Annotated in this window: 1 protein-coding gene and 1 pseudogene; both read right to left on the bottom strand. The window is 41.3% G+C overall.

Annotated elements, in window-relative coordinates:
* Positions 1–248, bottom strand: a pseudogene (locus ACRCJ0_RS14365) (SLC13 family permease); the annotation flags it as partial.
* Positions 249–287: 39 nt separating this feature from the next.
* Positions 288–1,190: an isocitrate lyase/PEP mutase family protein gene (locus tag ACRCJ0_RS14360; RefSeq protein ID WP_059349171.1), complete on the bottom strand. Its 903-nt coding sequence runs from the start codon at positions 1,188–1,190 to the stop codon at positions 288–290.
* Positions 1,191–1,260: the final 70 nt, after the last annotated feature.

The following is a 1,260-nucleotide window of genomic DNA, read 5'->3' as shown; positions in this document are numbered from 1 at the left end:
AAGTGGTGGCCGATAATTTCTAAGGTCCCATTCTCATTGGCAAAGTTAAAGAAGAAGGAAACCCCGAAGATCATCATAAATAATTCAACTGGCCACAGGGCAAAAATTTCATCGGGACTAAGTCCAATCATGAAAGAACCTAGTATGTAAGCAAAGACGACCCCAACTATCCCTGCATTGACATCAAATTTTTCCCCTAAGAAGATAGCTAGTATAATTGCGCCTATGATTAACAACATATAAGTCATTCGTTTCCCTCATTTCGTTTCGTCTTTTTAATTCTTAAATTAATTCATGTATTTCAACATATTCTCTGGTGCGTATGCACTATCTCTTTGGTTGACTTCATCTAAACCAATAAAGTCGTTGAATTCGTCAAATGTAATCATCTTGTCCTGGTAGTTTTCGGTTGTGCCTTCATCTAACAAGGTTTGTAGTAGGTTCTTTTCTGTATAGGCTTGGGCGTAAGTTAAAGCCGTTGGATATACGATAATATTGAAACCTAATTTTTCTAGTTCAGCGGTCTTAGTTAATGGTGTTAACCCACCTTCAATCATGTTCGCCATCATAAAGGTGTCTGGGAAGGCTTCGTGAATTTCTTCAAATTCTTCAAAGCTTCGTGGTGATTCGATAAAGATTAAATCAGCCCCAGCAGCCTTATAGCGACGGCTACGTTCAATAGCTTCTTCTAGGTCATAAACGGTTCTTGCATCTGTTCTTGACATGATTAAGAAATCATCGTTTTTACGAGCTGCTACTGCCACCTTGATTTTTTCTTCTAGGGTTTCAGTTGGTTCAACCATTTTCCCAGACATGTGCCCGCAACGTTTGGGCCAAACCTGGTCTTCAATGAAGATGCCAGCTGCACCAATAGCTTCGTAATTTTCAACCGTCCGGCGTACATTTTCCAAGTCACCGTATCCAGTGTCTGAATCGGCGAATACCGGAATATCAACGGCATTGATGATGTCCCGAGTGCGCTCTAGGGACTTACCAAAATCTGTTACCCCGCGGTCTGGCATGGCAAAGGCTGAAGCAGAGGTTGCATAACCGGCTGAGAAGACCGCATCAAAACCTAGTTTTTCAGCGATCTTTGCTGCTAAGGCATCCGGTGCTACAGGTAGCTGTAACGCCTTACCTGAATAAATATGATTTTTAAATTGCTTACGCATTCTTTCGTTTTTTAACATAGCTACCTTCCTTTACTTCAATAAATCTGCCATGGCGGTTTCAAGTGCTTTGTGAGCGGCTAAGGCTAAA

The sequence above is a fragment of the Aerococcus sp. L_32 genome (assembly GCF_050689315.1).
This window is presented reverse-complemented; position numbering and strand designations above follow the sequence as displayed.